The organism is Promicromonospora sp. NPDC019610, from assembly GCF_044389365.1.
Taxonomy (GTDB): Bacteria; Actinomycetota; Actinomycetes; order Actinomycetales; family Cellulomonadaceae; genus Promicromonospora.
Genome location: NZ_JBIRXX010000003.1, coordinates 683,340 through 705,445, shown reverse-complemented (window position 1 = coordinate 705,445; position 22,106 = coordinate 683,340). Strand labels below are relative to the sequence as shown.

The 22,106-nt window shown below is 73.9% G+C and carries 19 protein-coding genes; 6 read left to right on the top strand and 13 right to left on the bottom strand.

What is annotated here, in order from left to right; all coding sequences use genetic code 11:
* Positions 1 to 86: 86 nt before the first annotated feature.
* Genes ACH45N_RS24245 through ACH45N_RS24230 form a run of 4 tightly spaced genes read right to left on the bottom strand, consistent with a single transcriptional unit; the run spans position 87 to position 4,507 of the window.
* Entirely contained in the window at positions 87 to 1,010 is a 924-nt protein-coding gene (locus ACH45N_RS24245) for an SDR family oxidoreductase (RefSeq protein WP_397398505.1), read from the bottom strand.
* 12 nt (positions 1,011 to 1,022) lie between these two features.
* Positions 1,023 to 1,463 (bottom strand): MarR family winged helix-turn-helix transcriptional regulator, encoded by a 441-nt coding sequence (locus ACH45N_RS24240; protein ID WP_397398504.1) that lies wholly within the window; start codon positions 1,461 to 1,463, stop codon positions 1,023 to 1,025.
* A gap of 49 nt (positions 1,464 to 1,512) precedes the next feature.
* Positions 1,513 to 3,219 carry a cation:proton antiporter gene (locus ACH45N_RS24235; protein ID WP_397398503.1) on the bottom strand — a complete coding sequence of 569 codons (1,707 nt, stop codon included), beginning with the start codon at positions 3,217 to 3,219 and terminating at the stop codon, positions 1,513 to 1,515.
* 25 nt (positions 3,220 to 3,244) lie between these two features.
* Positions 3,245 to 4,507 (bottom strand): winged helix-turn-helix domain-containing protein, encoded by a 1,263-nt coding sequence (locus tag ACH45N_RS24230; protein WP_397398502.1) that lies wholly within the window; start codon positions 4,505 to 4,507, stop codon positions 3,245 to 3,247.
* A gap of 169 nt (positions 4,508 to 4,676) precedes the next feature.
* On the opposite strand from ACH45N_RS24230, the gene ACH45N_RS24225 reads away from it, so the two are divergent.
* Both ACH45N_RS24225 and hpf read left to right on the top strand, forming a co-directional pair.
* Complete coding sequence (locus ACH45N_RS24225) at positions 4,677 to 5,420, top strand: ComF family protein (RefSeq protein WP_397398501.1); 744 nt, start codon at positions 4,677 to 4,679, stop codon at positions 5,418 to 5,420.
* Between the two features lie 261 nt (positions 5,421 to 5,681).
* On the top strand, positions 5,682 to 6,347 hold the full coding sequence (gene hpf / locus ACH45N_RS24220; RefSeq protein WP_377228453.1) for a ribosome hibernation-promoting factor, HPF/YfiA family: 666 nt from the start codon (positions 5,682 to 5,684) through the stop codon (positions 6,345 to 6,347).
* A gap of 88 nt (positions 6,348 to 6,435) precedes the next feature.
* Here hpf and ACH45N_RS24215 read toward each other — a convergent pair whose 3' ends face one another.
* The 3 genes from ACH45N_RS24215 to mtrA are packed head-to-tail and all read right to left on the bottom strand — an operon-like array spanning position 6,436 to position 10,618.
* Positions 6,436 to 8,166 (bottom strand): LpqB family beta-propeller domain-containing protein, encoded by a 1,731-nt coding sequence (locus ACH45N_RS24215; RefSeq protein WP_397398500.1) that lies wholly within the window; start codon positions 8,164 to 8,166, stop codon positions 6,436 to 6,438.
* Positions 8,166 to 9,938, bottom strand: coding sequence for an MtrAB system histidine kinase MtrB (gene mtrB / locus ACH45N_RS24210; protein ID WP_397398499.1), 1,773 nt, complete (start codon positions 9,936 to 9,938; stop codon positions 8,166 to 8,168). Before mtrB ends, ACH45N_RS24215 begins: the two co-directional genes overlap by 1 nt.
* Positions 9,938 to 10,618: an MtrAB system response regulator MtrA gene (gene mtrA / locus ACH45N_RS24205; RefSeq protein WP_026366090.1), complete on the bottom strand. Its 681-nt coding sequence runs from the start codon at positions 10,616 to 10,618 to the stop codon at positions 9,938 to 9,940. The genes mtrB and mtrA overlap by 1 nt, the downstream gene beginning before the upstream one ends.
* A gap of 195 nt (positions 10,619 to 10,813) precedes the next feature.
* Between mtrA and ACH45N_RS24200 the strand changes: the two genes are divergently transcribed.
* From ACH45N_RS24200 to ACH45N_RS24190, 3 genes are all read left to right on the top strand, one after another.
* The gene (locus ACH45N_RS24200) at positions 10,814 to 12,214 is read left to right on the top strand and encodes a sensor histidine kinase (protein ID WP_397398498.1); all 1,401 of its coding nucleotides are present in this window, start codon (positions 10,814 to 10,816) and stop codon (positions 12,212 to 12,214) included.
* An 86-nt stretch (positions 12,215 to 12,300) separates the two neighbouring features.
* A complete protein-coding gene (locus ACH45N_RS24195; protein ID WP_397398637.1) occupies positions 12,301 to 12,957 on the top strand; it encodes a response regulator in 657 nt (218 codons plus the stop codon).
* A gap of 123 nt (positions 12,958 to 13,080) precedes the next feature.
* Positions 13,081 to 14,247, top strand: coding sequence for a hypothetical protein (locus ACH45N_RS24190; protein WP_397398497.1), 1,167 nt, complete (start codon positions 13,081 to 13,083; stop codon positions 14,245 to 14,247).
* Positions 14,248 to 14,324: 77 nt separating this feature from the next.
* Here ACH45N_RS24190 and ACH45N_RS24185 read toward each other — a convergent pair whose 3' ends face one another.
* The 6 genes from ACH45N_RS24185 to ACH45N_RS24160 form a co-directional block, all read right to left on the bottom strand.
* Positions 14,325 to 15,677, bottom strand: a complete 1,353-nt coding sequence (locus ACH45N_RS24185; protein WP_397398496.1) for a DUF58 domain-containing protein — start codon at positions 15,675 to 15,677, stop codon at positions 14,325 to 14,327.
* A 7-nt stretch (positions 15,678 to 15,684) separates the two neighbouring features.
* The gene (locus tag ACH45N_RS24180; RefSeq protein ID WP_397398636.1) at positions 15,685 to 16,722 is read right to left on the bottom strand and encodes an AAA family ATPase; all 1,038 of its coding nucleotides are present in this window, start codon (positions 16,720 to 16,722) and stop codon (positions 15,685 to 15,687) included.
* Positions 16,723 to 16,805: 83 nt separating this feature from the next.
* On the bottom strand, positions 16,806 to 18,104 hold the full coding sequence (locus ACH45N_RS24175) for a DUF4350 domain-containing protein (protein WP_397398495.1): 1,299 nt from the start codon (positions 18,102 to 18,104) through the stop codon (positions 16,806 to 16,808).
* Positions 18,101 to 18,820 (bottom strand): DUF4129 domain-containing protein, encoded by a 720-nt coding sequence (locus ACH45N_RS24170; RefSeq protein WP_397398494.1) that lies wholly within the window; start codon positions 18,818 to 18,820, stop codon positions 18,101 to 18,103. The genes ACH45N_RS24175 and ACH45N_RS24170 overlap by 4 nt, the downstream gene beginning before the upstream one ends.
* A 1-nt stretch (position 18,821) precedes the next feature.
* A complete protein-coding gene (locus tag ACH45N_RS24165) occupies positions 18,822 to 20,051 on the bottom strand; it encodes a hypothetical protein (protein WP_397398493.1) in 1,230 nt (409 codons plus the stop codon).
* Between the two features lie 112 nt (positions 20,052 to 20,163).
* On the bottom strand, positions 20,164 to 21,153 hold the full coding sequence (locus ACH45N_RS24160; protein ID WP_397398492.1) for a stage II sporulation protein M: 990 nt from the start codon (positions 21,151 to 21,153) through the stop codon (positions 20,164 to 20,166).
* A 78-nt stretch (positions 21,154 to 21,231) separates the two neighbouring features.
* Between ACH45N_RS24160 and ACH45N_RS24155 the strand changes: the two genes are divergently transcribed.
* Positions 21,232 to 22,059: an RDD family protein gene (locus tag ACH45N_RS24155; protein WP_397398491.1), complete on the top strand. Its 828-nt coding sequence runs from the start codon at positions 21,232 to 21,234 to the stop codon at positions 22,057 to 22,059.
* The last annotated feature ends 47 nt before the right edge of the window (positions 22,060 to 22,106 follow it).

Sequence of the window (22,106 nt, the reverse complement as noted above, 5' to 3'; positions counted from 1 at the left end):
GTGCCCTCCGGTGACCGGCCCGGTCACAGGGATGACGTCGCGGTCCTGCGCACGATCGGTGTCGTCGACGAGCCGGGCTCGCGCGATCAACGTGTCGAGCCGGCGGGCGACTCGATCGTCTCGTGATAGGTCCGTCCCCGGTTCATCCTGAGCACACCGAGGACCCTGCCTCGCGCGAGCGCCTCGGCGACGGCGTCGCCCAGGCGCGGCGACAGCGCTTCCGCGAGGAGGAGCATGTTCGCGGTCCGGGGCAGCACGATGCGACGCCGTCCGCGGCGGACGGCTACCACCACCGCCGCCCCGACGTCCTCCGGCGACAGCGGCGTCATGTGCCGGAACGGGGCCGGCAGCTCGTCCGGTTCTGTCTCCCGCAGCAGGTCGGTGGCGGTGAGCGCCGGGTGGATGACCGAGACCCGGATCCCGGTCCCGGCCAGCTCCTGGCGAAGGCTGTCGGAGAAGGCGGAGACCGCATGCATCACGATGGCGTACGAGCCGAAGCGCGCGAACGCCTTGCGCCCCATCACCGATGACATGTTCACGATGACACCGGAACCTTGGCGGCGCAGGACCGGAAGGACCCGCTGCGTCACGCGGACCGTCCCGAAGAGGCTCGCCTGCAGCGTCTGACGGACGTCCTCCTCGAAGGTCGCCTCCTCGACGTCGCCGACCCGGCCGATCCCGGCGTTGTTGACCAGCACGTCGATGCGGCCGAAACGGTTCGTCGCCGCGTCCACGAGCGCAGCCACGTCGTCGGCCGAGGTGACGTCGGTCGGTGCCACCAGGACCTCCGCCCCCAGGGCGCGGGCCTCGCGTTCCACCTGGGCCAGACGGTCGAGCGAGCGTGCGGCAAGAACCAGCCGTGCGCCTTCCTGTGCGAAGGCCAGGGCGATGCCCCGGCCGATTCCCCGTGAGGCGCCCGTCACGAGGACGACCTGGCCCTTGAAGGACATGTTCATGATCCGCTCTCCTTGTTGGTGTATATGCAACATATGCCGCGCACTCCGCCGCACGGCGGTTCGCCCCTACGCTCCCGGCGAGAAACCCAGACCGCTCGCCACCGAACGGACCGATGCCGCCCCGGCCGGTCCGAGGAGCCGTGCCGCCTCCTCCTGGGCCGACCGCCACTCGGGCAGCACCGACCGGACCTTGGCCCGCCCCGCTCCGGTGAGCCCGACCTCCCGGAGGCCCTTGGCATCCGCCGACACCACCTCGACCCACTCACGCTTCAGGAGCAGGGCCAGGTTGCGGCTGACGGTGGAGCGTTCGATCTGGAGCGCCTCTCCGAGCCGGGACGGGGCACACGGGCCGATCTTGCCCAGGGCGGCCAAGAGGTTGACCTGGGCGATGGTCAGTCCGTGCCCCTCGAGGGCCGTGTCGTAGATGCTCGTGATCGCGCGGCCGATCAGCCGGACCCGCAGGGCCAGGCACTCGTGCACGACCTCCTCGACCGCAGAATCGCTCATCCAGCCATTGTTGCATATACAGCAAGGCCCGCCGGTCTCCGGACGCGCCCTAGGCGGCACCGCCGCTGGCGGCCGGCTCGTCGGCGGGCTCGTCCGCCGCCTCGTCGGCGGGCTCGTCCCCGGCCGCCGCGGCGGACCGGCGCTCCGCCTGGGCGTCGCGCATCCGCTCGGCGGCGTCGTACCCGAGCGCCGCCTCGGCCGCCTCGTCGGCGAGGGCCAGGCCGGCCGTGCCGTACAGGTGGAACACCGCGTCGGCGCCGTGCCGCTCGAGCTCGGCCGCGTCGTCGTCGTACCGGGCGATGGCGGCGACCGTGCCCTCGAAGCCGCTCGCCCGCAGCTGGGACAGCGCGATGAGGTTGGCCGCGTGGAACGGCATGGCGAGGATGGCGAGGCGGACGGCGCCGGCACTGCGCACCCGGCCCCAGAACTCGATGTCCGTCGCGTCGGCCTGCACCACGGTGAAGCCCTCGGCGCGCAGGGCCGCGACGCGGGTCGGGTCGTGCTCGACGCCCACGACGTCCAGGCCGTAGTCCTCGCGGAGCTGCCGGACGGCGCCGCGGCCGACCCGGCCCATGCCGAGCACCAGTGCCTCCGCGCCCGAGACGTCGATGAGCCGTTCCTCGCGGTGCAGCCACTCGTTGGGCTTGGACGGGAAGCGCTTGGCGAGCGACATGGCGAACTCGTTGCCGCGCGTGTTGATCGCGGAGGACAGCACGAAGCTGGCGGCGACCGCGACGGCGAGCACGACGAGCCACTCGTCGTGCAGCAGGCCGGTCTGGGAACCGACCGCGACCACGATGAGGCCGAACTCGGAGTAGTTGGCCAGCACCAGCCCGGACAGGATCGCCGTCCGTTTGCGCAGGCGCATCAGGCGCAGCAGCACGGCCGTGACGATGGCCTGGAGCGGCAGCATGAGCAGCAGGAGCAGCCCGATGATCGCGGCCTGCCAGCTCAGCTCGCCGGAGAAGCCGATCGACACGAAGAAGCCGACGAGCAGCAGCTCCTTGACGGTGAAGAGGTTGCGGGACAGTTCGGTGGCGGCGGGGTGGCCGGCCAGGAGCATGCCCATGACGAGCGCGCCGAGGTCGCCCTTGAGCCCCACCGCCTCGAACAGCGCGTAGCCCGGGCCGAGCGCGACCGCCACGCCGAACAGTGCCTGCAGCTCGCCGTGTCCCACGCGCGACCACACCTTGCGCAGCAGCCAGGCACCCGGGATCAGGAGCACGAGGGCGAACGCCCACGGGCTCGGCGGGTGGTCGGAGGCGACCGACAGGAAGACGACGGCGATCAGGTCCTGCATGACGAGCACGCCGATGGCGATCCGGCCGTAGAGGGCGGACTGGTCGGAGCGGCCGTCGAGCACCTTGACCACGAACACCGTGGAGGAGAACGACAGGGCGAGACCGAGGAGCGCGAGGACGCCCAGGCCCTCGCCCGCGAGCATCGAGAAGCCGACCACGCCGAGCAGGCCGAGGAACCCGACGGCGATCGCAACGCTGACCAGCAGGTGCGCGACGGTGGTGAACCAGACGTCCTTGCGCAGCAGCGTCTTGACGTCGAGCTTGAGGCCGATGCCGAAGAGCAGCAGCGTCACGCCCAGGTCGGCGATGGTCCCGAGGTAGGCCGGCTCCTGGACCCCCGCCGCGTGGAGCGCGAACCCGGCCACCAGGAACCCGACCAGCGGCGGCAGCCGGAGCAGCACCGCGCCGAGCCCGGCCGCGACCGTGGCTACCAGGAAGATCGCAGCGGTGGCCATGCCCCGAGTTTAGTTGTCGCGTGTTTCAGGAAACCGCCGCCGCGGCACGCAGTGCGGGTGAAAGGGTGCCCTTGTCCTCGACGGTCACGCCCTCCAGGTCCAGCCACCTGGCCATGGCGTGCAGCTCGTGCGCCAGCCGGGCCGGCGTCTGGTCCGTCAGCGTCGGCTCGGCGTGCGCCGACTGGACCCGCAGGACACCCGCCGCGCGGTCTGCCTTGAGGTCCACGCGGGCCGTGAGCTGCGAGTCCTCGAGGAACGGGAGCACGTAGTAGCCGTCGGTGCGCTGGGCGGCCGGCGTGTAGATGCCGATCCGGTAGCGCATGCCGAACAGGCGCTCCAGGCGGGTGCGCTCCCAGACCAGCGGGTCGAAGGGGGCGAGCAGGGCCTGCCCCGCCGCGCGCCGCGGGCGGGCGGCGTCGCGATGCAGGAACCACTTCTCCGACCCGCCGGCCACCCGTGCGGGCAGCAGCACGCCGTCCTCGGCGAGCTCGGCCAGAGCCCGGTCCGCGACCGGTCCCTTGAGCCGGTAGTAGTCCTTGATGCTGCGTGCGTCGCCGATCCCCTGTGCCCGCGCGCCGAGCTCCAGCAGGGTCTTCTTGGCCTCGAACTCGGGCACCTCGACCAGGGCCGACGCAGGCAGCACGCGTTCCGGCAGGTCGTAGAGCCGCTCGAACTGCGCGTTGCGCCCCGCCGAGACCACCTCACCGGTGAAGAACAGGTGCTCGACCACGCGCTTCTCGGTGCTCCAGTCCCACCAGGTGCCGCGCTTACGACGCACCGAGCGCCCCTCGGAGACGAACCGGTCGTGGATCTGCGAGGCCGACAGCGGGCCCTCGGCGGCCACGAGGTCGTGCACCTCGCGGACCTGCGGCGCGTCCGGCAGGCGCACACCGTCCAGCTCACGCCAGTCGTACTCCTCGGCGAACCACCGGCGGCGGAACGCCAGCAGCGGCCAGACGTGCGGGGGCACATAGGCCGCGACGTGCGCCCAGCTCTCCACGAGCCGGCGGTCCGCCGCCGCACCCCGCGTCGAGCGCCGGGCGTGCCGGCCCGACACCGTGGCCCGGTCCAGCAGGTCGGTGTCGTACGAGCCGAGCCGGGAGAACAGCGGCAGCAGGTGCGCGCGGGCCAGCACGTTCACCGAGTCGATCTGGAACAGGCCGAGCCGGTCGATCACACCCTGGACGTGCCGCATGGTGCGCGGCCCGTCGGTGCGCGGGCGATGCAGGCCCTGGGCCGCCACGGCGACCCGGCGGGCCTGGTCGAGGGACATCTGGATCGGTTGCACGGCCCCATCCTGCCGCGTACCACTGACACTCCCCCCGCCCTGGCGCGTCGGACGCGCCCGCCCCCGGCGCGTCGGACGCGCAGACCACCCCGGGGGACCTGTCCGTCCGACACAGGCACGGGGCTGTGGACAACCGGCACCGGAGCACGGGGGCGGGCAGGGTGGGCGGATGCGTCCCGTCCGCGAGCTCGCTCACCTCCTTCTGCCCGTCGCCTGCCCGTGCGGCGAGCCCGACGTGCCCTGGTGCCCCCGGTGCGCGGTCCTCCTGGCCGCTCCGTTCGCGCGGGTCGAGCGCGGTGCGCCGCGCCTGGACCGGCTCGACGGCGTGCCGCCGGTGCCCGTGTGGGCGCTGACGCCGTACGCCGGCCCGGTGCGCGACGTCGTCGTGCACTGGAAGGACCGGGGGCGCGCCGACCTCGACCGCCTCCTCGCACCCGCGCTGTGCCGCGCCGTCGCCCGCCTCGGGCCGGTGCTCTCCCCCGCCTGCGGCGCACCGCTCGCGGTCGTGCCCGTGCCGTCCACGGGGGCCGCGCGCCGGGCGCGCGGCCGCGAGCCGGTGGCCGTCCTGGCCCGCGCGGTGGCCACGGGGCTGCACGACGGCGGGGTGCCCGCCCGCGTGGTGCCCGCCCTCGCCCGGACCGGTCGCGGGCGGGACCAGGTGGGCCTCGGCGCGCGGGCCCGCGGGCGCAACCTGAGCGGTTCCGTCCGGATGACGAGACGCGGGGCGCGGGCACTGGGACAAAGATCCATGTGCATTCTTGTGGACGACATCCTCACGACCGGCGCGACCCTCGCCGCCGTCGAACGAGCCCTGGAGGAGTGCGGGCACGACGTCCTGGGAGCAACCGTGCTGGCAGCGACCCCGGCCCCCGGGACGCGGAGCTCAGATCGTGGAAACGTGAGCGTCGGGTGAAAGCGACGTTCCGATCCGAACCTGAAAGTGTGACAGATCTGTGTCGTCTTGTTCACCGTTGGTTGGGACTGTCGTTACCCAGGCGACGGAGTTAGCCTGAACCTCCCACGCAAGATCCGAGGCTCGACGAAGTTGTCGGGCGACGCGACGGGAGGTGGTTCGTGCCCGGCACCAGCAGGGGGTGCCAGACCCAGTAGAGGAGGGCGCGCGCCGCCGGCAAGGGACGGCGTGGCCCAGTGTTCCCGGAGCGGAGATACGCACATGGAAATTGTCGTTGTCGGCAGGCACACGGACGTGGCAGACCGTTTTCGCCAGCACGTGGAGGACAAGCTCGCCAAGGTGGAGCTGCTGTCCCCCTACGTACGCCGGGTGGATGTGGAGGTCACGCACGAGAACAACCCGCGGCTGTCCGAGAACCGCGAGCGCGTCGAGCTCACGCTGCGCGCCAAGGGCCCGGTGATCCGCGCCGAAGCTGCGGCAGACGACCGCTTCGGTGCCCTGGACCTCGCGATCGACAAGCTGAACGAACGACTCCGCCGAGCCCGGGACCGTCGCAAGGACCACCGGAACAACAAGGTGCTCGCCCCCGTGGACGTGCGCCCGCTCGACGAGATCCTGACCGACGGCGGCTCCAGCGGACCCGAGCCCCAGATCTCGACCCCGGCAGCGCTGGCCGCGCCGGGTGACTCCGTGGAGACCACGATCGGCGACTCGCCCGTGGTGATCCGCCAGAAGCTGCACCACGCCGACCCGATGACCCTCGACGACGCGGTCTACGAGATGGAGATGGTGGGCCACGACTTCTACCTCTTCATCGACAAGGAGACGTCGCGTCCGTCGGTGCTCTACAAGCGCAAGGGCTGGTCGTTCGGTGTGATCCAGCTCGACAACCCGTGCGGCGGCGCCCCGGTCACCGACCTGACGTAGCGAGCAGGCCGGGACGGCACAGCCGAGAACAGGACGGCGGCGAGGCGGATGCGGTTCCGCCTCGCCGCCGTCCTGTTCCCGCGTCGGCTCAGCCCGGGTAGGCGACGAGGTCCACGTCCTCGGCGATCGGCTGCCAGACGCCGGTCTCCTCGTGCTCCAGGCTGCCGTCCTCGGTGAGCACGAGGATCCCCTGGTCGGTCACGCCCGCCGCGATCTGCGCCACGTCGGTGAGCCCCGGGAGCTGGCGCGACTGCCCGGCGGTGCCGGCCAGGCCGCCGACCCCCGCGTTCCAGACGGACGACGTGCCCTGACCGTTCCGGGTCAGGAGGGCGAGCGTGGTGAGCCCCGCCCAGCGGGCCTCCACGACGTCGGCCACCGGCGCGGCGACCGAGAGCGCCGCCGCCAGGCTGACCGGGGTGTGCTCGGCGTCGCGCACGATGCCCGCGACCTGCACCTGCCGGCCGGACGGCGTCTCGCTCACGACCGCGACGCGCGAGCCCTCCGGCGACACCGACACGCTGATCACCCGGCGGCCCTTGAGCCACTCGGGCTTCAGCTCGACCACGTCGAGCGTGTCCGTCGCGACCCGCAGCTCGCCCGCGTCGCCGCTGGTCCACGTGCTGCCGTACTTGTCCACCGACGGCGCCGCCAGGTCGGACCCCTCCAGGACCGGCACCGGACCCTCGCCCTCGTCGAGCGAGAGGTTGACGATCCGGTCCGTGCCGTCGCGCACCACGATGGGCGTGGTCCCGGGGCTGACGGCGAGCGCGGTCGGGTCGATGCCCGACAGGTCGATGGTCACGTCGTGCTCGACGAGCCGGCCGTCGTCCACCCGGTACAGCTTGTCGTCCTTGAGCACGATCGCCTGGGCGATCGTCGCCGGGACGTCCACGTTGGCCGCGTCCACCGACAGCCGGTTCTGGTTGCTGAACAGCTCGACGGGGACCACCCGGCCGGCGCCCTCGGAGAGGGTCGCGGAGAGCTGCGCCGCGATCACCGCGCGCTGCGCCGCCGGCACCTCGCTGATCTGCTCGGTGAGCCGGATCGGCACCACGTCGGCGTCGTCCCGGCCCGGGACGGACTGGGAGACGAGCCCGGTCCCGTCCGGCACCAGCGACTGCGTGGCGCCCTGGAGCCACTCGGGCGGACCGGCGAGGATCTGCTCCACAGCCACCTTCTGCCACAGCCGGCGCGGGAACCAGCGCAGGTCGGGCACCAGGGTCGTGATCTCGTTCGCGCTCGGGAAGTACAGCCGCGTGGCCCGGTACTGGTTGGCGAAGAGGTTGGCGGGCACGAGCACGCCGTTGTCGAGCGCGGAGATGCGCCACTCGCCGCCCACCATGACGAGCGTGAACCGGTAGCCGACCTCCCGCGGGCTGCCCACCTCGGTGTAGGCGCCGGTGCTGTCCAGGGTCGCGATGGTCGTCGCCCGGACGACGATCTCGACCGTGTCGGTCGCCCCGAGGTCGATCTCCTCCTCCAGCGGCTCCGGCAGCGGCGCCTCACGGACGACACGCACCGCCTCGTCCGGGTCCCAGGCGTCCGCGACCTCGCTGGTCAGGAACTCCCGGGCGGTCTGGAACTCCTTGGGCGACGTCGCCGCGGCCGCCGCCGCACCGAGGAAGCCCGACACGATCGCCTGGGGCTCCGTGCCGGACATGGGTCCGCGCGGCAGCAACGCGATGTCGGTCTGCGGCTCGACGGGCGCGGTGCCCACCCGGACGGGGCCGGACGTGGGGATCTGGGCGCAGGCCCCGAGCCCGACGGCGGCGAGCAGGGCGACGACGACGGCGACCGCCGCGTGCGTTGGCCTCCGCATCAGTGCACCTCCAGGTCGGTCGTCGCGGGTCTCGATCCGGTGCGCTCGCCGCGCTCGTCCAGGCCGTGGTCGGACAGGTCCGGGATCTGCGTCGGGGTCGGCCCGGCGGACGGGTGCACCACGGGGATCTGCCCCGTGCGCACGCCGGGCTCGTGCGAGGCGGGCGCCATGGTCACCGGCGGCTCCTCCACCTGGATGCCCGCGCTGCGCGGGAGCGTGAGGCGGAAGCTCGCCCCCTGCCCGGGTCGGCCCCAGGCGTCGAGGCGGCCCGCGTGGAGGTGGGCGTCCTCCAGGGCGATCGCGAGGCCCAGGCCGGAGCCGCCCGTGGTGCGGGCGCGCGCCGGGTCGGCCCGCCAGAACCGGTCGAACACGTGCTCGACCTCCTGCTTGGTCATGCCGACGCCGTAGTCGCGCACCACGACGGCGACCGCGCGGTCGTTCTCCGCGACGGTGACCTCGACGGGTCGTTCCTCCGCGTGCTCGATCGCGTTGACCACGAGGTTGCGCAGGATGCGCTCGATCCGGCGCGGGTCGAAGTCGGCCGCGGCGTCGCCGTCGGGCAGGCGCACAGAGACCCGGACGTCCTTGGTCTCGGCGAGCGGGGCGGCCTGCTCCACCACGGACATGACCAGGTCGCCCAGGTCGCGGCGCTCGGCGTCGAGCACGGCGGCGCCGGCGTCGAACCGGCTGATCTCCAGCAGGTCGGCCAGCAGCGACTCGAACCGGTCGATCTGGCCCAGCAGCAGCTCGGCGGAGCGGCTGGCGTCCGCATCCATCTGGTCGCGCGACTCGTGGATGATCTCGCTCGCCATCCGGATGGTCGTCAGCGGCGTGCGCAGCTCGTGCGACACGTCGGAGACGAACCGCCGCTGCATCGCGGAGAGCTCCTCCATGCGCCGGATCTGGTCCTGCAGGCTCTCGGCCATCTCGTTGAACGACCGCGCCAGGCTCGCCATCTCGTCGGCGCCGCGCGCGCCAGGCATGCGCTCCGAGAGGTGCCCCTCCGCCAGCCGCTCCGCCACGGTCGCGGCCCGCGTCACCGGCGTCACCGTCTGCCGGGCCATCGTCCACGTGACGACGCCGAGCAGGGCCAGCATCCCGAACCCACCCGCGAGCAGCACGCGGTGCACGAACGACAGCGTCTCCTGCTCGGGCTCCAGGGAGTAGAGGTAGTAGATCTCGTAGCGGGCGTCGGGCGCGGCCTGGACCGTGGAGCCCACGATGACGCCCGGCCGGACCACGCCCGGGTCGTCGGCCGCCGGGATGCCCACCGCCTGCAGCACCTGGTCGTCCTCGGAGGCGATGTTCGCCTGGCGCAGCTCGTCGGTGATGACGACGTCCGTCAGGTCACCCCGGGACACGACGTCGGACACCTGCGCGGTGCCGCCGGGCTCCTGCAGCAGGAAGTAGTCCTGCGCGGTGGAGCCGCTGGTGGCGGTGAGCGTCGAGACCGTGTCGTTCAGCAGGCTCTGCAGGTCGCCGTTCGACGTCGTCGCGGAGTTCGAGAAGTTCTCCGAGACCTGGGTCGTCAGGGCGGCGGCCTCCCGGTCGATCGCCGCGAGCCGCTGCTCGTAGATCCCGTCCCGCACCGACGTCGACAGGTACAGCCCGAGCACGGCGATCGCCGCCAGGCCGATCGCGAGGGCGGTGGTGACGACGCGCAGCTGCAGCGAGGAGCGCCACTGCGCGACCCCGCGGCGGGTGGCCCGGACCGTGACCACCCGGGCCCGTGAGACCACTCGGCGGAGCCGCGCGGCCAGGCCGGACGGCATCAGCGTGTCGCGCCCGCCTTGTAGCCGACACCGCGCACCGTCAGCACGATCTCCGGGTTCTCCGGGTCACGCTCGATCTTGGAGCGCAGGCGCTGCACGTGCACGTTGACCAGGCGCGTGTCGGCGCTGTGCCGGTAGCCCCACACGCGCTCCAGCAGCACCTCACGCGTGAAGACCTGCCACGGCTTGCGGGCCAGCGCCACGAGCAGGTCGAACTCGAGCGGGGTGAGCGCGATGCGCTCGCCGTCGCGCATGACCGTGTGGCCCGTGACGTCGATCTCGACGTCGCCCACGACCAGCCGCTCCGGGCCCGGGTCCTCGCTGCGGCGCAGGCGCGCCTTGATCCGGGCGACGAGCTCCTTGGGCTTGAACGGCTTGGACACGTAGTCGTCGGCGCCGGACTCGAGGCCCACGACCACGTCGAGCGTGTCCGACTTGGCCGTCAGCATGATGATCGGCACGCCCGACTCGGCGCGGATCTCGCGGCAGACCTGGACGCCGTCCTTGCCGGGCAGCATGAGATCGAGCAGCACGAGGTCGGGCTGATGGGTCCGGAACATGCCCAGCGCGGAGTCCCCGTCGGCGCAGAAGATCGCCTCGATGCCCTCGCCCTTGAGGACGATGCCGATCATCTCCGCCAGTGCTGTGTCGTCGTCGACGACAAGAACTCGTACCTTCATGCCCTCCAGTGTGCCAGCCTGGTCCAGCAAACCCGGCCTCGTGCGGCCCGACCTGGCGTGTTCGGCCCAGGTTCACCCGGTGGGGGTATGCGGGAGGCCGCAGGTGGACCGCAGCCCGGTACGGGGGTAAACCCCCGGAGAACCCGGCGGTCGACCCCATGTCGCCGCCACCCCGCAAGGGGCGAACCTGGCACCATGACAACCATGACCGCCGACCGGCTCGCACCCGCCGTCGTCCCGGACGGCGCCGCGCGGCCTGGCCCCGGCTTCCTGACCGCCCCCTTCGCCGCCCGCACCTGGCGCGAGCAGGGCTACCTGACGCTGGTGCTCCTGCTGGCCCCGTTCGCCCTGACCTACACGCTCTTCGCGGTCAGCTTCACCGCCGGGATCGCCGTCACGGTGGTCGGCCTGTTCGTGGCCGGGGCCGTCGTGGCGGGCGGCAGCGGCTGGGGCGCGATGTACCGCGGCCTCGCCCGCGACCTGCTCGACCTCGACGTCGCCGCGCCCGCCCCGTACGTGCGGCCGCGCGGCTTCTGGCGCACGATCGGCTCCCTGATCGGCGACGCCACCGGCTGGCGCGCCCTGCTGTTCATGTTCGTCGCGTTCCCGCTCGCCATCCTGTCCTTCGTCACGAGCATCACGTTCCTGGCCACCGGCCTGGGCGGCCTCACGTACTGGTTCTGGTACCGGTACCTGCCGGAGCAGACCGGCAGCGACGGCGCCCTGCACCGCGGGGCGCAGTTCGGCGACGCCTACTTCCTGGACACGCCCCCGCGCCTGGCCCTCGCCGCGCTCGCCGGGCTGCTGCTCCTCTTCTGCTGGCCGTGGATCACGCGGATGTTCGCGCTGCTCTTCCGGATGCTCACGGCCGGCCTGCTGAGCCCCACGCGGGCCAGCCTCCGGGTCGCCGAGCTGGAGCGGTCCCGCACCGGCACCGTGGACGACGCCGACGCCCGCCTGCGCCGCATCGAGCGCGACCTGCACGACGGCACGCAGGCCCGCCTGGTCGCCGTCGCCATGCAGCTCGGCGAGGCGCGCGAGCAGCTCGCCGACGGCGGTGACGTCACCCAGGCCGCCGAGCTGGTCGACACCGCGCACGCGTCGACCAAGGAGGCGCTCACCGAGCTGCGCGAGCTGGCCCGGGGCATCCACCCGCCGGCGCTCGACAGCGGCCTCGTCGTCGCCCTGGAGACCCTCGCGGCGCGGTCGCCCCTGCCCGTCACCGTTGACGTGGACCCGGGCGTGGAGGCGGACGGCCGCCTGGCCCCGGCCCTGGAGTCGATCGCGTACTTCAGCGTGGCCGAGCTCGTCACGAACGCGGCCAAGCACGCCCGCGCCTCCGGCGTGTACGTGCTGGTCGAGTCCGTGGGCGCGGCCGGCGGCGACGGGGCGGCGCTCCGGATCAGGGTGCGCGACGACGGCCGCGGCGGCGCCGTGGTCGTCGCGCCCGACGGCTCGGGGCTGCGGTCCGGCCTGGCCGGTCTGGCCGACCGGGTGCGGTCCGTCGACGGCACGTTCGACCTGTCCAGCCCGGTCGGCGGGCCTACGGTGGTCACCGTGACCCTGCCCACCCCTGACCCGGCCGGGCGCGCGTGACCGGCCCGGCCGATCCGACGCCGGGCACCGGCCCGACGCCGGGCACCGGCCCGACGCCGGGCACCGGCCCGACGTCCGGCGCCGGCCTGCGCGTGCTCGTCGCGGAGGACTCGGCGATCCTGCGCGACGGCCTCGCCGCGCTCCTGACGCGGCGGGGCCACACCGTGACCGGCGTCGGGGACGGGAACGCGCTGGAGCGCGAGGTCGCCCGCGCCGCCCGCGAGGACGCGCTGCCCGACGTCGTGGTGGCCGACATCCGCATGCCGCCCACGTTCACCGACGAGGGCCTGCGGGCCGTGCTGAGCCTGCGCGCCCGGCACCCGCGGCTGCCCGTGCTGCTGTTCTCGCAGTACGTGGAGACCCGGTACGCGAGCCGGCTCCTGGCCGGCGACGCGCGCGGCGTGGGCTACCTGCTCAAGGACCGGGTGGCCGACGTGCGCGACTTCGTCGACGCGCTCGGCCGCGTGGCGCGCGGCGCCACGGTGCTGGACCCCGAGGTGGTCACGCAGCTCATGGGCTCCGCCCGCCACGACGCAGCCCTGGAGCGCCTGTCGGCGCGGGAGCGCGAGGTGCTGGGCCTCATGGCGCAGGGCCGGTCCAACAAGGCCGTCGCGGACCTGCTGCACCTGTCGGCCGGGGCGGTCGAGAAGAACGTCGCGGCCATCTTCACCAAGCTGGACCTGCCGCAGGACGCCGCGGACCACCGCCGGGTCCTGGCCGTGCTCCGGCACCTCGGCGTGTGACGCGGCGGGTGACCGCCGGCGAACCCGACCGCAGAAACCGATAGACCCCCTAACGGTTCTTGTCTACGATGTGTCCGATTCGGCATGGACCGGATGAACCGGACAAGTGGACAGGGGAGATCTATGGGCAGAACGCAGAGGTTACGCCTCGCGGCCATGGCGGCCGCCGTGACCGTCACGGCGACGGTAGCCGTCGTCCCGACGGCGTGGGGCGTGACCGACACCGGCGCGCCGGTGGCCCGGGCGGCCAGGACCGCCGACACCGGGATCGTGTCGACCGTCGCGCCGGTCCTGAAGGCGGACGGCGCCGCCCGGCGCACCTACTCCGCGCAGGAGATGCAGCGGGTCGACGCCGAGGGCGGGGACCCTGCCGTGCTGGCGTACTGGACCGAGGAGCGGATGGCGGCGGCGAAGCCGCTGGACGCCCCCGGCGACCCCGCGCTCGTCGAGAAGATGGCCAAGGGCGTCGCGACGGAGCTCATGGCCGGCACCACGGTGGGCCGCGCGGGTGGCCTCCCGGCCACCCGGCCGGCCGACGACACCTCGGCGGGCACGACCGTGACCCGCCCGGTGGCTCCCGAGAAGGCCTCGGCGGGCGGGGCGCAGACCCAGTCGATCAACACGTTCCCGATCAGCACCGGCAAGCTCTTCATCGGCGGCTACGGGAGCGGGAGCTACTGCTCGGCGGCGACGATCAACACCAGGTCCAAGCGGGTGGTGATCACGGCGGGGCACTGCGTGCACGAGGGCCGGGGCGGCACCTGGCACAGCAACCTGGTCTTCGTGCCGAGGTACGACGGCAACGCGGCCGACCCGACGCCGTACGGGACGTTCCAGGCGCGCACCCTGCACACCTTCAAGACCTGGGTCCAGAAGGGCGGCACTGCGCAGGGCTGGTACCGCGACGTCGGGATGATCACGACGTTCGCGAACGAGGCGGGGCAGCGCGTGGTCCCCGCCGTCGGCGGCAACGGGCTGAAGATCGACCAGTACTACCGCTGGCCGGTGAAGGTCTTCGGGTACCCGTCGAACCGCGACTACGGCGAGGTGATGTGGGGCTGCCAGGGCATGACCCGCAAGAGCGGTGTCGCGGCCCGCACCTCGCTGATCAGCGGGTGCAACTTCGGCACCGGCTCCTCCGGCGGGCCGTGGGTCTGGCACTACAGCGACAAGACCCGCCTGGGGTACGTCCGCGGCGTCACCTCGTACGGGACCCCGCAGAACCGCTCCATCGGCGCGCCGCACTTCGACAGCGCTGTGCACCAGCTCGCCGTCCAGACCAACGGATGACCAGCAACGGAATGACCAGCAACGGATGAGCAGCAGCGCCCGGCCGCCCCTCGCGGCCGGGCGCTGCTGTCGTCGGCTCAGAGCCGGCCGGCGGCCTTGAGGGCCAGGTACTCGTCGGCGAGCCGGGGCGCGAGGTCGTCCGGCAGCGCCTCGACGACGTCGGCCCCGTAGCGGCGCAGCATCGTGGTGACCGCGGTGCGCTCCAGGTCGCCACGGGCGGCGGCCGCGGCGTCGTACACGTCGGCCACCGTCTCGCGGCCGGCGCGCAGCGCGGCGACCTCCTCGTCCGCGACGGAGGCGACGACCACGGTGTGGTCGCGGGCGAGCTGGTCCACCACGGGCAGCAGGCCGTTCTCCACCGCCGCGGGGTCCAGGGTGGTGAGCAGCACCACGAGCGCGCGCTGCGTCATCCGCGTGCGCACCTGCGCCACCACGCCCGGCCAGTCCGTCTCCAGCAGCACCGGCTCCACGGTGGCCAGCGACTCCGCCAGGGCCGGCATGAGCCGGGGTCCGGCGGCACCGGCCACCCGCGCCCGCACGGTGCGGTCGAACGCCACGAGCTCCACGCGGTCGCCCGCGTGCCCGGCCAGCGCCGAGAGCAGCAACGCCGCCTCGATGCTCGCGTCCAGGCGCGGCGCGCCCGTCGAGTCGGCCGCGCCCACGCGGGCCGCGGCCGTGCGACCGGTGTCCAGGACGATCAGCACGCGCCGGTCGCGCTCGGGGCGCCAGGTGCGCACCACGACCTCGCGCCTGCGGGCGGTGGCGCGCCAGTCGATCGAGCGGACGTCGTCGCCCACCACGTACTCCCGCAGCGAGTCGAACTCCGTGCCCTCGCCGCGGATCTGCACGGCGGCGCGGCCGTCCATCTCCCGCAGCCGCGCCAGGCGCGACGGCAGGTGCTTACGGCTGGCGAACTCCGGCAGCACCCGCAGCCGGCCCGGGACGGGCAGCGTCACCTGGCGGCCCGCCAGGCCCAGCGGCCCGAGGCTGCGGATCGTCACGCCGCCCGCCGCCCGGTCGCCGCGGCGTGTCGGCACGAGGACGGTCGGCAGGCGCGCGGCCTCGCCGTCGGGCAGGTCCACATGGTGGCGCCCCGGTCCGCCCGACGCCGGGCGCACGCGCTCGGACCGCCCCCGCCCCGGGCCGGCACCGGCCGACGGGCCCCACGCGTCCCGGACCACCGCCCGCAGGCGCCGGCCGGAGGCGTTGCGGACCACGAGCTCGCTCGTCGCCTCGGAGCGCAGCCGGACCGACGCCGGCACGCGCCGCTGCACCGCCACCCGGCGCGGCGAGGCGGCCAGGACGACGTCGGCCACGCACACCAGGACCACGAACGTGGCCCAGACCAGCACCGTCCCGTCGGCCGGCAGGAGCAGCACGGGCACCACGCCGAGGCCCATCAGGGCGGCGGCCCGCCACGTCACGACCATGCGGGCCTCAGCGCGGCACGGGCACGGAGGCCAGCACCGTGTCCAGCACGCCCTCGGCGGTGACACCCTCGAGCTCGGCCTCGGCGCGCAGCTGCACGCGGTGCCGGAGCGTCGGGTGGGCCAGGGCCTTGATGTCGTCCGGCGTCACGAACGAGCGGCCCGACAGCCACGCCCAGGCCCGCGCCGTGCGCAGCAGCGCGGTGGCGCCACGCGGCGAGACGCCGAGCGAGAGCGACGGCGAGAACCGCGTGGCGCGGCAGACGTCGACGGCGTAGCCCAGCACCTCGCGCGACACCTGGACGCGGGCGACCTCGGCACGGGCGCGCTCCAGCACCCCGGTGTCGGCCACGGGCGTCACGCCGGCGGCGGCCAGGTTGCGGGGGTCGAACCCGGCGGCGTGCCGGGCCAGGACCTCCACCTCCTGGTCCCGCTCGGGCAGCGGCAGCACCAGCTTGAGCAGGAACCGGTCGAGCTGGGCCTCGGGCAGCGGGTAGGTGCCCTCGTACTCGACGGGGTTCTGCGTGGCGATGACCAGGAACGGGTCCGGCAGCGGACGCGGCGTTCCGTCCACCGACACCTGACGCTCCTCCATGGCCTCCAGCAGGGACGCCTGGGTCTTCGGGGGCGTGCGGTTGATCTCGTCCGCGAGCACCAGGTTGGTGAACACGGGGCCCTCGCGGAACGAGAACTCGGCCGTGCGCGCGTCGTACACGAGCGAGCCCGTCACGTCACCCGGCATGAGGTCGGGCGTGAACTGGACCCGCTTGGTGTCCAGCTTCAGCGCCGCCGCGAGGGTGCGGACCAGCAGCGTCTTGGCGACACCCGGCACACCCTCCAGGAGCACGTGCCCCTGGCACAGCAGGGCGATGAGCAGGCTGGTCACGGCCGCGTCCTGCCCGACGACGGCCTTGCCCACCTCCGTACGGACCGCCGCCAGGGCGGCGCGGAGCTCCTGCGACGGGGCGGGCGGCTGAGCCGGGGCGGGCGGCTGGGCCGCGGCGTCGGCGGCGGCGGCCGGCGGCTCGGCCGCACCGTCGACGGGCACCGTCTGCACGGTCCGGGCGGCCTGTGGGTCGGACGTCGGCTCCGCGGGCCGGCCCGCGCTCTGCGGGGGGAAGGCTGGTTCGGTCACGGTCGGTGGACCTCGCTCTCCAGGGTGTCGAGTCGGCGCGCGAGCTCGGCGAGCGCGGCGTCGTCAGCGGGCGGTGGGCCGTAGAGCAGGTCTGCCACCTGCTGCGACGGGCGGTTCGTGGCGGCCACGACGGCGTCGACCACGGTGTTGGCGTCGGACGAGCGGGCCAGGCCGAGGCGCGAGGCGATCCGGTCGGCGGACGCCGCCCGAAGGCCGGCGGCGGCATGCCCGCGGGCGCGGGCGGCCCGGTACAGGCGGGCGCGACCACGCGTGGCCTCGGCCGAGCGGACGAGCACCGGCAGGTCCTCGACGATCAGCGGCCCCATGCGGCGCACGCGCCAGAGCGCGAGCAGCACGGCGGCGAGCAGCACCACCAGGGCGACGGGCGCGGAGCCGGGCGGCATGACCGCGTTCACCTGGCCGCGCTCGGCGGGGGTGGGCTCGTCGCTGCCGGTGCTGACGTCCATCGGGTCGGGGACCAGCCAGACGAGGTCCTCGTTCTGGCCGAGCATCCACAGCGCGAGCGCCGAGTTGCCCTCCGTCAGCACGGTGCCGTTGCGGAGCACCGAGGGGTCGCTGACCACGGTCACGGAGCGGTCCGGGAAGTCGAGGCGGGCGTAGGCGAACGCGCCGGCGCCGTCCGGCCAGCACAGGACCGGCCGCACCTTGTCGCCCGCGCCGGACGCGTCGTACAGGCCGGGCGCCAGCGTGACCGCGCCCGCGGCCTGCGCCGCCGGGTCGTCGCACTGCGGCTCGACCGGGTCGGGGCGCTCGCCGTAGGTGATGTCGAGCTCGTCGCGGCTGACGCCCGCGACCATGCTGTAGTCCGGGGCGAGGACGACGAGGTCGGCGCCCGTGCGGTTGAGCGCGGAGATCTGGTCGTCCGCGAAGAACGACGGGTTGGGCGTGACCAGGAGCGTGCTGTCCGGCCCGGCCGCGGCGACGGCGTCGGCCACGGAGGTGACGTGCGTGATGTGCACGCCCTGGTCCTTGAGCACCTCGGCCACGGCCATGGCCCCGTCCGCCTCCGGGTTGTCCGGCGCGTAGGACTCGGCGGACGTGGGCGTGCGGACCACCGCGAGGAACAGGACGAACAGTGCGACCGCGGCGAGCACCGTCAGCGGCCAGCGCATCCGCCGCCACCGGCTCGCGGCCCGTGACCGGCCCGTGGTGTCGTCGCCGATGACCACCGGCGGCTCGTCGACCGGGCCCGCGGCCGCGACGGGCACCGCCGAGGGCGGCGTCGGGGCGGGCGGCGCCGCGGGGGCGTACGGGGAGGGCAGCTGCGTGGTCATGCGGACACCCCCGGCTTCTCGTCCGCGCTCTCGGTCGTATCGGCGTGCGTGTCGTCGTGCGCGTCAGGGCCGGCGCCCGTTCCGGGCCCGGTGGCGGGGACGGCGGTGGGCCGCGCCGCGGTGACCTGGGCGTCGAGCTCGCGCAGCGCGGCGTCGTCGGCCGCCGTGGCGACCCGGTCGCCGTACTCGACGCCGTCGAACAGGTCGGCGCCGGAACGCAGGCCGGCGGCCTGACCGGGCAGGCGCTCGCCCGCGTCGCCCGCGGCCTCCTGCGCCGTGCGGCCGGGTCGCGGCTCGATGACCACCCGCTCCTCCAGGGACCGGACGACGGCGCGGAAGCGTTCCACGGTCGCCGTCCGCCAGTCGCCCGACGCCGCGGCGGCGTCGGCAGCGGCGCGCATCTGCGCCGCCGTCCGCGCGTCGTCGGCGTCGAGCACCTCGGCCTTGCCCGTGCGGTTGCGGCCGAGCTGCACCGGCCCGGCGATCAGCCACGCGACAGCCAGGACCACCACGGCGGCGATCGCGAGGACGACCCCGAGCTGGGGCCCGGACATCGCGGTGTCGGGCCAGTCGATGCCACTCAGCCAGTCCATGACCCAGCGGATCACGCGCGACAGCAGCGACTCGCGCTCCGCGTACTCGGGGCGCTGCAGCTCGCTCGTGAGCCACTCGCGTGCGGTGTCCCGGTCGGGGACGACGGGCAGATCGGCCCTCATGTCACTTGTCCGCCGCGGCTGCGGCCGCGGCCTGCAGCTGCACGTCCAGTCCCTCGCGACGCATCCGGGTGTCGATGTACAGCAGGGCGGTGACGCCCCCGAGGAACAGGACGCTCATGCCGCCCGTGATGACGTAGGTGACCCCGTAGCTGACGGCCACGGCGACGTCGCTGGCCGACATCATCGCCAGGCCCAGGACCGCGCCGATGGGCAGGGACACGATCTGGCCGATCACGCTCAGGATGATCGAGGTCAGCAGGTAGATGCCGAGCACCCGCCAGAACGAGCCGCGCGTGAGCTTCCAGGCGCGGGCGAACGTCGCCCAGAAGCCGCCGCCCTCGACCGCGAGCGCGGGCGGGACGAGGATCACGCGGGTGAACGCCCAGACGCCGACCACCACGAGCGCGGCGAGCACGACGAGCAGGCCGACCACGCCGAGCGTCGGGTCCACGGAGAACAGACCGACGACGATGCCGACGGCGAGCACGTAGGCCACGAGCACCACGAGGGTGCTGAGCAGCGAGAAGCCGATCAGGAACCAGGCCCGCTTGGCGACGCGGCGCCACGCGTCGGACACCGAGATCTTGCGCCCGATGACCGAGTCGCTGACGGAGATGGCCATGACGCCCATCGCCAGGGGCGAGGCGAGCATGAGCAGCAGGCTCGTGCCGAGCAGCGACCCGTAGGTCACCCCCAGCATGTCCTGCGTGAACCCCATGTCCTGCATGGCCGGGTCGTTCTCGAGCTCCGCGAAGAAGCTGCCCCACAGGTCGGTGAACCAGGTGGTGAGCGGGATGCTGACCAGGGTGCCGATCGCGACGGCGACGACCACGATGATGGCCGTGAGCCCGAGCGTGACGGCGGGGTTGTGCCGCACGGCGCCGAACGCGCCGTCGTACAGCTCGCCGAGGGTGAGCGGGCGCAGCGGGACGATGCCGGGCTTGTCGGCGGCGGGCCGGTAGCCGGGGACGGCGCCGCCGGGCGCGTGCTGGCCGTACTGGGTCTGGCCGTACTGCGCCTGCCCGTACTGGTTCTGCCCGTACTGCCCCGCTGGGCCCGCGGGCGGCGTGCCGTACTGCGGCTGCTCCGGAGCCTGCGGGGCGGACGGGTCGTACCCGGGCGCGTACTGCCCGTACCGCGGCGGCTCGCCCCAGCCGGCGGGCTGGGAGCCTCCGGACTGCGGGGGCGTCGGCTGCGCCGGCTGGTCGGGTGCGCTCTCGGGCGTCGTCATGGGGCGTGCTCCGGGTGTCGTCTGCGGTGATGCCTGTGCGCCGCAACCCTAGTACGGGGTACTGACAGGGGGCGGCGTCATTCGAGCGGGCGGGCGGGTCGCCACGCGATCGTCACCCCGCTGTGACCACCGTAGCGCCGGCCTCGTGCTCCGCGAGGTCGCCGTCCGCGCCGGCGCGCACGGCGCGACCGCCCAGCACGTAGACGTAGGTCCAGAAGGCGGCGAGCACGATCGCGCCGATGACGATCTTGAGCCACCAGAAGAGCTCGGAGCCGGTCACGAAGCCCTCCACGAGACCCGAGACCGCCAGGGCCGCCGCGAGCCCGATGACCGTGGTGATCAGGGCGCGTCCCTCGGCGGCCATCGCGACCGACCGCTTGCGGTGCCCCGGGTCGACCAGCGTCCAGAAGAGCCGCAGGCCCGCCGCGCCCGCGACGAAGATGCACGTCAGCTCCAGCAGGCCGTGGGGCGCGATGAGCGTGAGGAACAGGTCGAGCTCGTCGTGGGCGGCCATCATGCCGCCGGTGGCGCCGATCTGGACGGCGTTCTGCCACAGCACGTTCAGGGTGAAGAAGCCGGTGATGCCGCCGGCGACGGCCTGCGCCGCGATCCAGGCGTTGTTGGTGAAGACGACGCCGGCGAACCCGATGCCCGGGTCGTAGTAGGAGGCGAAGGCGTTGTTGACGTACTCCTCCTGGGCGGCGGGCGACATCAGGGAGTTCATCGCGTCGGTGTCGGACGCGATGTAGACGCCCGCGACCACCGCGACGAGCACGCAGGCCGCCGTCACCCCGTGCGACCACCACCGGATCCGGTAGAACGCCGCGGGCAGGGAGACCACGGCGAACCGCACGACCTCGCGCCACGCGGGCTCGTGCGAGCCGGCGATGCGGGTGCGCGCCCGGTTGAGCACGTCCGACAGGCGGGTCACCAGCGCGGGGTCCGGCGCGGCGGACCGGACGGTCGACAGGTGCGTGGCCACCGACTGGTACAGGCGCACCAGCTCGTCCGACTCGGCGCCGTCCAGCCGGCGCCGGGAGGCGAGCTCCTTGAGGCGGTCCCACTCTGCGGCGTGCACGGCGGTGAAGGCGTCGATGTCCACGACGGTAGTCTGCCGCACAGGGACCGCGGCACGTCCCGAGGGCCCGCACCATCCGACAGCACCCCGACCGGAGGAAACGTGCAGGACGGCATCGTCATCGGCGAGGGCGTGGTGCTGGACGCACGCCCGGCGTCGTTCATCACGCGCGCCATGGGCGCGATGCTCGACTTCCTCGTGATCGGCGCGGTCGTCGCGGTCGTCCTGATCGTCGGCGCGGTCTGGTTCCTGGAGAACGCCGTGCTGGGCGAGGACATCGCGGCGATCGTCTACGTGCTGGCGAACGTCGTGGTCATGGTGGGCATCCCGGTCACGGTCGAGACGCTGTCGCGCGGCCGCTCGGTCGGCAAGCTCGCCTGCGGCATCCGCGTGGTGCGCGACGACGGCGGCCCGGTCCGGTTCCGGCACGCGCTGGTGCGGGCGCTGATCGGCGTGATCGAGCTGTGGCTGACGTTCGGCGGCATCGCGGCGATCGCGTCGCTGTCCAACGCGAAGGGCAAGCGACTCGGCGACCTCGCCGCCGGCACGTACGCGGTGCGGGTGCGGGGCGGCAAGCCGGTGTCGGCCCCGGTCGTGATGCCGCAGTCCCTGGCCGCGTGGGCGCACACCGCGGACATGCGCCGCCTGCCCGACGGGCTGGCGCTGGCCGCCCGGCAGATGCTGGGCCGCGCCGCCCGCCTCGCGCCCGAGTCCCGGGCGCGGCTGGCCGACGACCTCGCCGGCCGTATCGAGCCGTACGTCGCCCCCGGCCCGCCGCCGGGCACGCACCCCGAGGCGTTCCTGCACGCGGTGCTCGCCGAGCGCCGCGAGCGCGAGCTCGCCGCGGGTCAGCGGGAGCGCCGGCGGGCGCAGGAGCAGGCGGAGCTGCTGCACCGCCTCCCGTTCGCGGTGGCCGACCCGCCGCGCTGAGGCCCGCCCCACAGAGCCCGGCCGCGCCGAGGCCCGCCCCACAGAGC